General features: G+C 67.6%; 9 protein-coding genes. 6 read left to right on the top strand and 3 right to left on the bottom strand.

From position 1 onward, the window contains the following. Positions 1-178: 178 nt before the first annotated feature. Both TVNIR_RS14190 and TVNIR_RS14185 read left to right on the top strand, forming a co-directional pair. Complete coding sequence (locus tag TVNIR_RS14190; RefSeq protein ID WP_015259751.1) at positions 179-1,525, top strand: ATP-grasp domain-containing protein; 1,347 nt, start codon at positions 179-181, stop codon at positions 1,523-1,525. Continuing rightward, complete coding sequence (locus TVNIR_RS14185; RefSeq protein ID WP_043739783.1) at positions 1,522-3,549, top strand: CocE/NonD family hydrolase; 2,028 nt, start codon at positions 1,522-1,524, stop codon at positions 3,547-3,549. The genes TVNIR_RS14190 and TVNIR_RS14185 overlap by 4 nt, the downstream gene beginning before the upstream one ends. Positions 3,550-3,605: 56 nt before the next feature. On the opposite strand, the gene TVNIR_RS14180 is transcribed toward TVNIR_RS14185, so the two are convergent. After that, complete coding sequence (locus tag TVNIR_RS14180) at positions 3,606-4,289, bottom strand: SagB/ThcOx family dehydrogenase (RefSeq protein WP_083499473.1); 684 nt, start codon at positions 4,287-4,289, stop codon at positions 3,606-3,608. Between the two features lie 387 nt (positions 4,290-4,676). After that, a complete protein-coding gene (gene metE / locus TVNIR_RS14175) occupies positions 4,677-7,004 on the bottom strand; it encodes a 5-methyltetrahydropteroyltriglutamate--homocysteine S-methyltransferase (protein WP_015259748.1) in 2,328 nt (775 codons plus the stop codon). A gap of 93 nt (positions 7,005-7,097) precedes the next feature. Here metE and TVNIR_RS14170 point away from each other — a divergent pair, with 93 nt between their 5' ends. From TVNIR_RS14170 to TVNIR_RS14160, 3 genes are all read left to right on the top strand, one after another. After that, a complete protein-coding gene (locus TVNIR_RS14170; RefSeq protein ID WP_015259747.1) occupies positions 7,098-7,976 on the top strand; it encodes a LysR substrate-binding domain-containing protein in 879 nt (292 codons plus the stop codon). Positions 7,977-8,279: 303 nt separating this feature from the next. Then, on the top strand, positions 8,280-9,107 hold the full coding sequence (locus TVNIR_RS14165) for a hypothetical protein (RefSeq protein WP_015259746.1): 828 nt from the start codon (positions 8,280-8,282) through the stop codon (positions 9,105-9,107). A 416-nt stretch (positions 9,108-9,523) separates the two neighbouring features. Next, positions 9,524-10,069, top strand: coding sequence for a YaeQ family protein (locus TVNIR_RS14160; protein WP_015259745.1), 546 nt, complete (start codon positions 9,524-9,526; stop codon positions 10,067-10,069). Positions 10,070-10,174: 105 nt separating this feature from the next. Here the strand turns inward: TVNIR_RS14160 and TVNIR_RS14155 are convergent, their stop codons facing one another. Next, complete coding sequence (locus TVNIR_RS14155) at positions 10,175-11,503, bottom strand: tetratricopeptide repeat protein (protein WP_015259744.1); 1,329 nt, start codon at positions 11,501-11,503, stop codon at positions 10,175-10,177. Positions 11,504-11,713: 210 nt separating this feature from the next. On the opposite strand from TVNIR_RS14155, the gene TVNIR_RS14150 reads away from it, so the two are divergent. Continuing rightward, the gene (locus TVNIR_RS14150; RefSeq protein WP_015259743.1) at positions 11,714-12,781 is read left to right on the top strand and encodes a GlxA family transcriptional regulator; all 1,068 of its coding nucleotides are present in this window, start codon (positions 11,714-11,716) and stop codon (positions 12,779-12,781) included. Positions 12,782-12,787: the final 6 nt, after the last annotated feature.

Here is a 12,787-nt window from a genome sequence, read left to right as displayed (position 1 = left end):
GGTTCAGATGGCGGGAGACGCCCGGCTGTCCGCCGGCTGGGACCTGAAGAATCCACTACACTTTGAAAGTATATGCAGTCAAAAACGAGGGCGCGTGGCGCCGGTCAATCGCGATTCGCGGGTCACTCGCGGTGCCGGCGGCTGACCTGAAGCTACCGGTGAACCAGGGTGAATTGCGATGTCCGTTTCCGACAGCCCGGACCCGCTCCACATCTTCGTGGTGGGTCTCGACGAGTTTCACCTGGGACAGTTGTGCAACCTTCCCGGTGCCAACGGGTACGCGTTCCATCCGCTGTTCACGCATCGGCAGCTCAAGTGCGGCGAGCGGTTTCCCGTCCGGGAACTGCTGGATAGGGGACGTCGCCGACTGCGGGAATTCCCCGGCCGGGTGGACGCGGTCGTCGGCTACTGGGATTTCCCGGTCAGCACCGTGCTGCCGATCCTGCGCGACGCACTGGGGTTGCCCGGCCCCACGCTGGAGTCGGTGCTGAAGTGCGAACACAAGTACTGGAGCCGCCTGGAACAGGCGCGGGTGGTGCCCGGGCATATCCCGGCCTTCTGTGCAGTGGATCCGTTTGCGCCCCAGCCGCTCTCCCAGGTGACGCTGGATTTTCCGTTCTGGATCAAACCCGTGAAGTCGGTGCTTTCGCACCTCGGTTTTCTGGTCCGCGATGCCGATGAGTTCCGGGCTGCGATCGGGCGCATTCGGTCCGGGATCCGGCGCTTCGGCGACCCCTTCAACGAGGTGCTCGACCACGCGACGCTGCCGCCCGAGATTCGATCGATCGGTGGCAACCACTGCATCGCCGAGTCGCTGATCTCGACCGGCCGGCAGTGCACGCTGGAGGGCTATTCGTGGCACGGGGACGTGCTGATCTACGGCACCGTCGATTCCCTGCGCGAGGGCCGGGCGGGGTCCTCGTTCTCCCGCTACGAGTATCCATCGACGCTGCCCGAGCCGGTCCAGCGGCGCATGGCGGAGATCGCGGCCCGAGTGATCCGGCAGGTCGACTACGATGATGCTCCGTTCAATATCGAATTCTACTGGGACGAGGATACCGACCGGATCTGGTTGCTGGAGATCAACTGCCGGATCTCGAAATCACATGCGCCGCTGTTTCAGATGGTCGACGGCTGTTACCACCATCAGGTCATGATCGATCTGGGGCTCGGCCGGCGCCCGCGGATGCCGAGCAGGCAGGGACGCTTCGCCTGTGCCGCGAAATTCATGGTGCGGCGCCACGAAGATGCCCGGGTGGTGCGTGTCCCCACCGACGTCGAGATCGAGGCCATCGAGTCGGCGTTCCCCGGTGTGGTGATCGAGATCGAGGTGACCGAGGGGATGCGGCTCGCCGAACTGCGCTTCCAGGACAGCTACAGCTACGAGGTGGCTGTGGTCTTCGTGGGTGCCGAAGGCCATGCGGCACTGGAGCCGATCTATCGGCAGGTGCTCGCACGTCTGCCGTTGCAGTTCGCCGCGGTGAATGAATCCGAGGCCCGCGCGGAGGCGGAGGAAAACGCATGAGGGTGGTTGCCGATCTCCCCGTTCAGGTCCGGGAACAGGAGCATGTCTGGGTCCCGATGTCCGACGGGGTGCAGCTGGCCGCCCGGATCTGGCATCCGGACGATGCACAAGCGCACCCGGTGCCGGCGATCCTGGAGTACATTCCCTATCGCCGGCGCGACTCCACGCGTATCCGCGACGATGTGATCCACCGCTATTTCGCCGGCCACGGCTACGCCTGCGTGCGCGTGGATCTGCGCGGCAGCGGCGACTCGGAGGGCGTGCTGCAGGACGAGTATCTGCAGCAGGAACTCGACGACGGCGTCGAGGTGATCCGCTGGATCAGCGAGCAGCCGTGGTGCAGCGGGGGCGTCGGGATGATCGGGATTTCCTGGGGCGGGTTCAACGGCCTGCAGATCGCCGCAATGCGGCCGCCCGCACTCAAGGCGGTGGTCAGCGTCTGTTCCACCGACGACCGCTACGCGGACGATGTGCATCACATGGGCGGCTGTCTGCTCGGGGACAATCTCTCCTGGGCCTCGACGATGTTCGCGTACAACTCGCTTCCGCCGGACCCCGAAATCGTCGGTCCGCAATGGCGTGACCTCTGGTTCCAGCGTCTCGAGGGCAGCGGCTTCTGGCTGGAGCAGTGGCTGCGTCACCAGCGGCGCGACGACTACTGGCAGCATGGCTCGATCTGTGAAGACTGGTCCGCGGTGCAGTGCCCGGTGATGGCGGTCAGCGGCTGGGCCGACGGCTATTCCAACGCGGTCTTCCGGTTGCTGGCCAACCTGCAGGTGCCGCGGCTGGGGCTGGTGGGCCCCTGGAGCCACAAGTATCCGCACCAGGGCGTTCCCGGGCCGGCCATCGGTTTCCTGCAGGAGTGCCTGCGCTGGTGGGATCGCTGGCTGAAGGGGCGCGAGACCGGGATCATGAACGAACCGATGCTGCGGGTATGGATGCAGGACAGCGTGCCTCCGACGACGTATTACGACGAGCGCCCGGGCTGGTGGGTCGGCGAGCCCGGATGGCCATCGCCACAGGTGCACCGGCAGTTCTTCACGCTGGCTTGGCCGGGCACCCTGGAGCCGGAGTCCGAGGCAGTCCCGGAGCGCGTGATGACGCTGCGTTCGCCGCTCAGCGTGGGCCTGTTCGCGGGCAAATGGTGCTCGTATGCCGCGACCCCGGATCTGCCCCACGACCAGCGCGAGGAGGACGGCGGCGCGATGGTCTTCACCAGCGCACCGCTGGACGAACCGCTGGAGATCCTCGGTGCCGCGAAGCTGGATCTGCAGCTGACCGTGGACCGGCCGGTGGCCATGGTCGCCGCGCGCCTCTCCGATGTGGCCCCCGACGACAAGACGACCCGCGTTACCTACGGTCTGCTCAATCTGACCCACCGCGACAGTTCAGAGTCTCCGGCGCCGCTGGAGCCGGGCCGGGTGTACCAGGTGCGCATCAAATTCAACGACGTGGCGCAGCACTTTCCGGCCGGGCACCGGTTGCGGCTTTCGCTGTCGACTTCGTACTGGCCGCTGGCCTGGCCGGCTCCAGAGCCGGTCTGCCTGCGGGTGACCGCCGGTACCAGCCACCTGTTGTTACCGGTGCGTCCGCCCCGCGACGCGGACGACGCCGCCATCGGTTTTCCGGAGCCGCAGGGCGGCCCTGCCTCGACCCCGGTTCGCCAGCTGACGCCTCAGGCACACCACTGGCGGGTGACCCGCGACCTCGCGGAAGATCGGTCGACACTCGAGGTGGTCAACGATCAGGGGACCGTGCTGCTGGAAGCCCTCGATCTCGAGATGCAGCGCAAGGCCCTGGAGTGGTATAGCTACGAAGGTGATGACTTCAACTCCATCCGCGGCGAGACGCTCTGGGAACGGGGTTTCCGGCGGGGGGACTGGTCCGTGCGTACCGTGACGCGCACCGTACTCACGTCGACGCCGACCGAGTTCCTGCTGCATGCCCAGCTCGACGCCTACGAGGGCGAGCGCCGCGTGTACTCGCGCAACTGGGACGCACGGATACCGCGCGATCTGGTCTAGCAGCCTGTCGGACTTGGGCTGCTAGCGGGGCAGCGACTTGCGTTCCGGCGAGGCGGTCAGCGGTCGGTCGTTCTCCCCAGCGGCAGGATGTACAGCGGCTGCTCGCCCTCGCGGAGTTCAAGCACGGCCGTGACCTCGCGGTCGTGAAAGGCGCCGATCACGACGGTGCCGATGTCCAGCGCGACCCCCTGCAGGTAGACGTTCTGTGCCGCGTGCCCCGCCTCCATGAACACGTACCGCGTGGCCCGGGCGCCGTAGCGCCGGGCGGTGCGCGAGACCTGGCCCGAAATGACCATCACGACCGGGGCCGCGAGAATGGGCGACTGGCGCAATGCCGCATCGTGGAGGGCGCGGCGTAGGTCGCCCGTGATCCGGTGCTCCAGGCGGTGCCGACCGGGATCGTAGCGATAAACCCCGTCCGGGATCTCCGCCATCCCCGAGACCAGCAGGTCGATCTCGAGCGGGTACGTCGCCCCGGCCGACGGCGCCGTACGGAAGCCGTCCGCGCGCCGGGTGACGCCCTGCGCCGCCCAGGCGAGTTGCGAGACCTGGTCCAGGTCCAGCGCTGCGGGCGCGAAGCTGCGTACCGACCGGCGCTCGGCCAGTGTCTGTTCGATGCTGACCGTGCCCGCCAACCGGGGTTCGGGAAGGTCGACCGCAGGATTCGTTCCGGGTTCCATGTCGCCCTGGGTTTGCAAGGGTGCCCACATCATGAGCATAGCAACCAGCCATCGGTACATCGCGTCCTCCCGTTCCCGTCACTGCGCCAGGTGACACCGAACGCATCTCCCAGCGCTTATCCGTGATTGCGGCCGAAGCGCGCCTGGGCCCGTTCGATGAGGCCGTATCCTGGCCCGGCTCCTGCCTTTCGTCACGGTACCGCGGCCCATGCCCCGACCCCACCCGCACCGACGGGCCGTGCCGGATTCAGACCCCTGCGCCATTGGGCAGCAGGATCCGCCGGAACTGCCGCCATCATGTGGCGCAAGGCGTGGCGGCCGGGCATGACCGGCCCGGGCGAGGGAAGACCGCTGCCCTCGTCGATACGGATGGCCCGACACAGGCCCCTCTAGATACGATCCTAGACCCGCCGTGAGGCCACCGTGCGGGCAGCTTCCGCTGCCGTGCTACCGGATCGCAGCGGAGGCCGCGGCAGTACCCATGGCAATGGGTTCCACCCGGCCCGATGAACGCAGCCTGTGCGCCGCTTCCACCATCCCGGCCAGCGCTGCCTCGACCTCCGGCCAGGCTCGCGTCTTCAGACCGCAGTCGGGGTTCACCCAGAGACGTTGCGCGGGGATCCGCGCCGCGGCCTTCTGCATCAACCCCACCATCGCGTCGACCTCGGGTACGTTGGGCGAATGGATGTCGTATACGCCGGGACCGATCCCGTTCGGGTACTCGAACTCGGCGAACGCACCGAGAAGTTCCATGTCAGAGCGTGCGGTCTCGATGGTGATCACATCCGCGTCCAGGGCCGCTATGGCGGTAATGATGTCGTTGAACTCCGAATAGCACATGTGCGTGTGGATCTGCGTGCGGTCGGAGGCGACCGCGGTGGCCAGCCGGAACGCGGTCACCGCCTCTTCGAGGTACCGGTCGCGATCGCCTGCGCGCAGCGGCAGCGCCTCCCGGAACGCCGGTTCGTCGACCTGGATGATCCCGATGCCCGCGGCTTCCAGATCGGCGATCTCGTCGCGCAGCGCCAGTGCGATCTGGCGGGCGGTCACGAACCGTGGCTGGTCGTCGCGCACGAACGACCATTTCAGCATCGTGATTGGACCCGTGAGCATGCCCTTTACGGGCCGTTTGGTGAGCGACTGGGCGAAGCGGCTCCAGGCCACCGTCATCGGCGATGGGCGGGCCACGTCGCCGTAGATGATCGGGGGTTTCACGCAACGGGAACCATAGGACTGTACCCAGCCACCCCGAGTAATCGCGTATCCGGACAGTTGCTCGCCGAAATACTCGACCATGTCGTTGCGCTCCGGCTCGCCGTGTACCAGCACGTCCAGGCCCAGCCGTTCCTGTGCGGCCACGGCATCGGCGATCTCGGCGCGCATGCGCGTCTCGTAGCCCTCCCGGCTCAGGCGGCCGGAACGGAAGTCCCGGCGGGCGTTGCGGATCGCCGCGGTCTGGGGGAAGGAGCCGATCGTCGTGGTAGGGTAGGCCGGCAGCTGCAGCCATGTCTGCTGGACGCGGGCGCGCTGCGGATAGGGGGAAGGTCGCCGTGCATCGCCGGGGTCGATGGCGGCCAGCCGCGCCCGCACCTCCGGCCGGACGACGCGTGCCGATGCCCGGCGTGTCGCCAGCGCGCTGTGGTTGCCGGCGAGGGCCTCGGCCACCGTTTCGCGCCCGCGCTCGAGCGCCCGGCCCAGCAGGCTCAGCTCCTCGATTTTCTGCCGGCCGAACGCCAGCCAGGAACGGAGCTCGGGATCGAGTTCGGATTCGGTGGCCAGGTCCAGGGGCACGTGCAGCAGCGAGCAGGAAGGTGCGAGCCAGAGCCGGTCGCCAAGCCGGGCCTGCAGCGGCTCCAGGCGGTTCAGCACGGCGCCGAGATCGCTGCGCCAGACGTTCCTTCCGTCCACGCAGCCCGCGGAAAGCACCTTGTGCCGGGGCAGCCAGTCCGCAACCTGCGCTAGTTCGTCCGGGGCGCTGACACCGTCGACATGCAGGCCGGCAATGGGTAGCCGGGCGGCAGTCACCAGGTTGTCCCCCAGGCCGCCGAAGTAACTGGCCACCAGGATGCGCGGGTGCGTTCGCTGCAGGCCGTGGTAGGCGCGTTCGAATGCAACGCGCCAGGCCGCCGGCAGGTCCAGGGCCAGGATCGGTTCATCGAGCTGTACCCATTCCACCTGCAGCGCGTAGAGGCGGGCCAGCATCGCCCCATAGGCCTGGACCAGGGCATCGAGCAGGCCGAGCTTGTCCAGCCCGGCGCGGGCCTTGGCCAGCCAGAGCCAGGTCAGCGGACCCGTCAGCACGGCCTTTGGGCGATAGCCCAGACTTTTCGCTTCCTCGACGTGTTCGAACAGGTCCGCGCGCGACAGTGCGAAGCGCTGGTCCGGTACCAGTTCCGGCACGATATAGTGGTAGTTGGTGTCGAACCACTTCGTCATCTCGCAGGCAAAGGCGGGTCTGCCGGACGGTGCCCGTCCTCTGGCCATCCGGAACACGGTGTCGAGCTCCACGGCATCGTTCGTGGCTGCGAACCGGGCCGGGACGACACCCAGGCGGGTGCTCATGTCCAGCACGTGGTCGTACAGGGAAAAGTCGCCTACCGCAACATAGCGGCAACCCGCGTCGGCCTGCAGGGCCCAGTGACGGGCACGCAGCTCGCGCGCGACGCCCAGCAGCGCGTCGGCGTTACCCGATCCTTTCCAGTAGTCCTCGAGTGCCCACTTGAGTTCGCGGTTTGCGCCGATGCGCGGCATGCCCAGGGTATGCAGGATGGTCATGGTCGTAGCCTCTCGTGACGTGAAGTCTGCAGTGTCCCGGGTTGATATGATGAGCACAAGCGAAACATTTTCACCGTACTATGAGATATTTACATGATCGAATTGCGCCACCTGAGGACGCTGTCGGCCCTGTCCGACGCCGGCAGTCTGACCGCGGCCGCCGGCAGGCTGCACCTGACCCAGTCGGCGCTGTCGCATCAGCTGAAGGAGCTGGAGGACCGGCTGGGTGTGGTGCTGGTGGACCGTTCCACCCGGCCGCTGCGACCGACGCAGGCGGGCCGGGCGCTTCTGTCCCTGGCGGATCGCGTGATTCCGCAGGTGGACGAGACGCTCGCCGGGCTCTCGGAACTGGTGCGCGGGGAGCGCGGGCGCCTGTATATCGCGGGCGAGTGTCACAGTTGCCTGGAATGGCTCTTGCCGCGCCTGCGTGTCTACCGGGACCGGTTCCCCGGCGTCGAACTCGACGTGGTGCTGTCCGCCAGCCTGGACCCGCTGCCACGACTCCTGGAAGGAAGCCTGGACGTGGTGCTGAGCCCCGACCGGCGCGATCTGCCGGGCCTGACGTGGATGCCGCTGTTTGCCTACGAAACGAGGCTGGCGATGGCGGCCGGGCATCCACTGGCCGCGCGTCGCCACGTGTTGCCCGCCGACCTGGCAGGCGAGACTCTGCTTACCTACCCGGTTTCGCGGGCTCGGCTGGACGTCTTCGTGGGTTTTCTGTGGCCGGCCGGCGTCGAGCCACGACGGGTTCGGGTCGTCGAGAGCACCACCATGCTGATCGAACTCGCGGCTTTGGGCCAGGGGATCGTGGCATTGCCGGACTGGGCCTGCGCCCATGCCGTGGCCGATGGCCGGGTACAGACCGCAGCGCTGGGGGCCGCGGGCCTGGCCGGAACCCTGTACGCAGCGGTGCGGGCCGCCGACGCGCCTTTGCCCCACATGGCCGGTTTCCTCGACGCGGTGCGAGGCTGAGCGGCTGATGGCATGCGACTTCCCGATGCCGTATCGAGCTTGTCAGCCAGTTGCAGTGGCCCGGTCTCTGATGGCTGGGACCCGCTGCGGCGCAAGAATCGGGAAACCCCGACGGCAAACGGAGTCGAACGAACATGCAGTTTGATGTCCGAACAAGATTCGAGGGCTGGATCGTAGAGTATCGCCCGGCGCGGTTCGGAATCACAGGTCTCTATCAGCCCGGGCCTCTTGGTATTGGAGACCTGCGCAGCATCCCGGCCGGGCCCTGGTCCAACAATCGGTTCAGCGGGGGGAGGCTTCAACGTGATCAAACTGTACTCCAGGCGACTGTTGCTTCCGTTCGTGGGCGTGGTCCAGATCGCCGAGATGGGCAGGGCGCGGGCGCTGAGCATGGACGGCGACTACTGGTCGATTCAGTACAGGCTGCCGGCAAGCCCGCGGGCGCAGTCGGGCAGGCCAAGGGCCGATCCGGCGGCGACCTACACCCGCATCGTCGGGTACAACTACGCCGCGGTCGGCACCGTCAGGCAGCACCGGCTGGAGAGCCATCCCGTGCATCCGGCCCTGGATGTCGATGAAGTCCGGTCCGCCAGCAAGCGTCTCTTCGAGGCGGTGAACGCCGCGCGCCTGCCCTTTGACGCGGCAGATCGGTTCGAGTACTGGCTGTTGGATGCCCGGGACGAGATGCCACTCGCGTTGCTGTACACCAGCGTGGACGAGCAGGAACCGGCGTTGCCGCCCCCGCAGGTCGAATGGCAGGCGATGCCCGCTTCGGAACTGAAGGTGCAGGCCCCGGAACCCCCGCAGGCGTTCTATGTGCCTCCCGTGAACTATCGCCTGGAGAGAATGGTCGCCGAGCGTGCGGGCGCAAGACCGCGGGCAGCCTGGTTCGAGCGCGGGGATCCGGCTGGGGGCGATTTCCCGCCCTGTCTGATCCGGGAAGACTGGCAGGACGAGCCGCAACAGGTGCTTTGCGATCGCTACGTCCGCAGGCTCGCGCCGCGGCTGTTGATGTGTCGAAGCCTGCCGCGTCCCGTGCGTCAACGTCTGGAACGGGCTGCCCGTGAACACGTGTTCGAAATCGAGCGGTTTTTGCCCTGTATCCCGAAGTGGTCGACCATCGGCTGCTGACCGCCGCGCGCGTCGAGGCGCGCATGCGCCGGGCCAATTCGTAGGTGGATCCGGCCCCGGTGCGGGCATCCGCGACCGTCACCAAGCGAAGGGCGGACGAGGCCGAAGGCCGCCATCCGGCACTGGGGTTGCCGCGAGCACCGGGGCAGCGCCAACGCCGAACGCCGCATGACGCTGCGCTCTTCCGCCCCTCTAGGGATTGCATGGCAACTGTTGTGCCAAATGGCGTTTTCTTGGCGCAGATATTGGCCGATCCCGAATTTTTCATGGATTGGGATGCAATCCATGGCGCCCACGGTCACTTCATTCTCCGGGATGTACGTGTTCTTCCGTGGCTGCTTGTTCGCGTTACACTTCGGGCCTTCATTACGGATCGACACCCACGTCTCAATGGATCCAGTCCGCGACCCGAGCCCATGGCCCTGAAAGCGACGATCTTCAAGGTGGATCTCCAGGTCGCCGACATGGACCGGTCGCATTACGGCAGCCATGTGCTGACATTGGCACGCCATCCGTCCGAGACCGACGAGCGCCTGATGATGCGGCTGCTGGCCTTCTGTCTGTACGCGAGCGACAGCCTGCGCTTTGGCCGGGGATTGTCCACCGAAGACGAGGCCGACCTGTTCGACCCGGACCCGACCGGCTCGATCGCGCACTGGGTCGATGTCGGAACGCCGGACGCGCGCGACATCCGCAAGGCCTGCGGGCAGGCGCGGCAGGTCACGGTGCTGGCCTACGGCCGTACCGTGGGCGTCTGGTGGCGCCAGCATGGCGTGTTGCTGTCCGGGCAGCGCAACCTCACGGTGCTGCGGGTGTCCCAGGAGGCCGGCGAGACCCTGGCCGCGCTGGCGTCCAGGAACATGAACGTTCAGTGCACGATTCAGGAAGGAATCGCCTGGGTCACCTGTGGGGATCGCACCGTCGAGGTCGCACTGGAGGCGCTGCTGCGGCCGGGAGCCTGATGCCGCTGGGCGGCTTCCGGTCTACCGTGGACCCGGCATCCCGGCCCGTCGCCGGCGCTGGAATGGCAACGAGGGGCCGCACGGACCCCTCGCGTGGTACCGCGTTCAGGCGGCGATGCGCTGTTCCAGATCCCGGTTCCAGCCGCTGTCGGGTTTCAGGTGGATGCGCTCGGCCACCAGTGCCCGGGCCAGCGGGAACTGCCCGGCGGTGCGGGCCGCCTCGACCAGCGTCAGGTCGATCACGTCGCGCTGGGCGTGGCTCCCACCGAGGCGATGGGCAGCCGGCCGCAGGTCGCGCAGCAATCCAGCCGCGGCCGCATATTCGCCGCGGCCGAACGCCGCGAGCGCTTCGAGCAGCGGCTTGCCCAGCGATGCCGCGATTGCAGCGTTATCGCTTGCTTGCTCACCCGCCGGGTCGCGATCCTGCGTCGATTGGGCCGCGGTCCAGCGCGCGGCTCGCTCGCCGTCGCCGCTGCCGACCCACGCCATCATCGCGTGGAAGTCGTTGAACGCGTACAGGCCCGGGTGCGCGACCTCGCGCCAGGCTGCGGCCAGCGATTGCCAACGGCTGTGCACGTCCACACCGCGTAGCTGCAGTCGCCAAAGCAGGGCCGAGGCGTCGATCAGGTCGACCGCGATCCTGGAGTGGGTGCCGTGGATCGGGCCGTCGAACAACGCCAGCGCTGTGTCGACATCGTTCAAGTCGAGATGGAACAGCGCCAGATGCCACCAGTTGTGGATGGCGAGGAAGTTGTCGTTGGCCCAGAAGCGTTCGCGTTCGCGCATCCACTCGATGCCCATGCGGGCACGGCCCTCCATCTCGAACGTGTGGGCCACCGCATGGTGCGCCCAGGCATCCTCCGGCTCCAGGTCCAGCGCACGGCGGCCGAAGTCCTCGGCGCGCCGGTAGTCGCCGTTTTCTTCGCAGCCGAACGCGAACATGGCCAGCAGCGCATGGTAGCCCGGGTCGCGGCTGCCCCACCGGCCGAATACCCGGGCGACACGGTCCCGGAGCATGCGCGAGTCGCCGCGCAGATAGTCGCCGAGGTGACCCACCTGCAGCGCCAGCGCGTCGCGCGGGTAGTCGATCGACACGTCTTCCAGGATGCGTGTGGCCCACTGCCAGTGGCCAGACGCGAACGCGGCGACCGCCTCGGCATGGCCACGCTCGCGGTGGTTCAGCGGCAACTGCTGCACTCGTTCGAGGTCGGCGCGCGCCACCGCGACGCCGTCGGGCTCGGTGCTGAGCAGGTGCAGCCAGGCGTGCAGCAGCTGCGCCATCGCGAACTCCGGGGCCTCCGCGATCGCCGTTTCGATGGTCGCGACCGGGTCGGCGCGCCAGCAATGCAGCTCGTGCAGTGCTTGCGTGTAGTGCAGCAGGGCTGCGTCGGTGGTCCCAGTGGCAGGGTTGCCAAGCAGGTCGGTCTGTTTCATGGTGGTTTCTCCAGGCCGGCGCCGGCCGGCAGCGGCGATCGTGTGGAGACCGTGGTGTGGGGTGTGCTGGCTGCGGCCCGCTTCCGTTTCCCGCCAGATCCGCGGGTCGGCCGGTTTCCCACACGATCGAGAATGGCCGTGGAATCCATCGTAGCGGGGGTAGGGGCGAATCCCAGTGGCCAATTCGGACAGGAGCAGGACGTTTCCGCCATGAGTGCCGCGCCCGAGGCCTCTACGCCCGTCACCGCGGCGATCCTCGCGTTCCCCGAGGCCACGGCGTCGGTGATGTACGGCCTGAACGACCTGTTTCACTCGGCGGGGCGGGACTGGGGGATGATCGTCAGCGGCACACCCGGCGCGGCGCTGGTTATGCCGCGGATCGTGGCCGCACGAAACGAGCCATTCGGCGTTGCGAACGGTGTGACCGTGGTGCCGGATGCGGTGCTGGGCGAGACGTCCGCCCCGGATCTCGTCTGCATCCCCGAGATTCTCGTGGCCCCGACGACTTCACTCGCCGGGCGGTTCGATCGGGAGATCGACTGGCTCAGGGCGTGTTACCGCCAGGGCTCGATTCTCGCCGCTGCCTGCTCCGGTGCGCTGTTGCTGGCCGAGGCGGGGTTGCTGGACGGCGAGGATGCCACCACCCACTGGGCGTATTGCGATGCGCTGGCGACGCGCTTCCCCGAGGTGCGTGTACAGCGTCAGCGCTCGCTGGTGGCAGCGGGCGAGGGGCAGCGCCTGATCATGGCGGGTGGGGGATCGTCATGGCTCGATCTCGGCCTGTTCCTGATCGCCCGGGTCGCCGGGGTTGATGCGGCGATGCAACTCGCGCGGATCTACCTGATTGACTGGCACCATGTCGGCCAGCAGCCGTTCGCGCGGCTCTCGGCGAGCCGGCAGACGGAGGATGCCGTGGTCGCCAAGTGCCAGGTCTGGGCGGCGACGCATTACAATGCGCCGGCGCCGGTCGCGGCCATGGCGCGCATCGCCGGGCTGTCCGAACGCTCGCTGGTGCGGCGATTTCAGAAGGCGACCGGGATGACGCCGATCCAGTACGTGCATGCTGTCCGCATCGAGGAGGCCAAGCAGATGCTCGAAGCGACCCGGGCTCCGGTGGAGGCGATCGCCCAGGATCTTGGATACGAAGACGCCAGTTTCTTCATCCGTCTGTTCAAGCGCGCGGTGAAGTTGACCCCTTCCCAGTACCGGCGCAAGTTCGGCAGGCTGCGCGAGGTGCTCCGCTGCGCGCAGCCGGCGGCCAGCGGCGAAGTCCGTTGATGGCTC

The organism is Thioalkalivibrio nitratireducens DSM 14787 (assembly GCF_000321415.2).
Taxonomy (GTDB): domain Bacteria; phylum Pseudomonadota; class Gammaproteobacteria; order Ectothiorhodospirales; family Ectothiorhodospiraceae; genus Thioalkalivibrio; species Thioalkalivibrio nitratireducens.
This window is presented reverse-complemented; position numbering and strand designations above follow the sequence as displayed.

Coding starts and splice junctions, on each gene's coding strand:
- TVNIR_RS14150 (WP_015259743.1), top strand. CDS start 11,714: ATGAGTGCCGCGCCCGAGGCCTCTACGCCCGTCACCGCGGCGATCCTC.
- TVNIR_RS14190 (WP_015259751.1), top strand. CDS start 179: ATGTCCGTTTCCGACAGCCCGGACCCGCTCCACATCTTCGTGGTGGGT.
- TVNIR_RS14185 (WP_043739783.1), top strand. CDS start 1,522: ATGAGGGTGGTTGCCGATCTCCCCGTTCAGGTCCGGGAACAGGAGCAT.
- TVNIR_RS14180 (WP_083499473.1), bottom strand. CDS start 4,289: ATGTACCGATGGCTGGTTGCTATGCTCATGATGTGGGCACCCTTGCAA.
- TVNIR_RS14155 (WP_015259744.1), bottom strand. CDS start 11,503: ATGAAACAGACCGACCTGCTTGGCAACCCTGCCACTGGGACCACCGAC.
- metE (WP_015259748.1), bottom strand. CDS start 7,004: ATGACCATCCTGCATACCCTGGGCATGCCGCGCATCGGCGCAAACCGC.
- TVNIR_RS14160 (WP_015259745.1), top strand. CDS start 9,524: ATGGCCCTGAAAGCGACGATCTTCAAGGTGGATCTCCAGGTCGCCGAC.
- TVNIR_RS14170 (WP_015259747.1), top strand. CDS start 7,098: ATGATCGAATTGCGCCACCTGAGGACGCTGTCGGCCCTGTCCGACGCC.